1 rRNA gene is annotated in these 309 nt (G+C 51.1%); it reads left to right on the forward strand.

The features are described 5' to 3' along the window. Positions 1-215: 215 nt before the first annotated feature. Positions 216-309: ribosomal RNA gene (rrf, locus tag EYW45_RS00045) — 5S ribosomal RNA — on the forward strand; the annotation flags it as partial.

The raw sequence follows: 309 nt of genomic DNA on the forward strand, positions 1-309 counted from the left end.
CGTGCGGCTTGATCCTATAACCCTGATTGGTTAAACCGGTCAGAACTTATAGTGTTCAGTGTCGTTCAAATAATACTGTTTTACACAACCCGAATTTGTTGTCCTGTACTCGTCCTCGCATCGTCATGCGAGTCGATCGGTACACGACACGTTGCTGCTTCTTCCAAGATTGGACCGGTTGCGCCCTCAAAAGCACACCCAGTCAACAAGTTACGCCTGACGACCATAGCGAGGTGGTCCCACTCCTTCCCATCCCGAACAGGAACGTGAAACGCCTTTGCGCCGATGATAGTGGACGGACGTCTGTGA

Origin of the sequence: Schauerella aestuarii (genome assembly GCF_009866805.1) — a bacterium.
In the GTDB taxonomy this organism is placed as follows: domain Bacteria; phylum Pseudomonadota; class Gammaproteobacteria; order Burkholderiales; family Burkholderiaceae_B; genus Schauerella; species Schauerella aestuarii.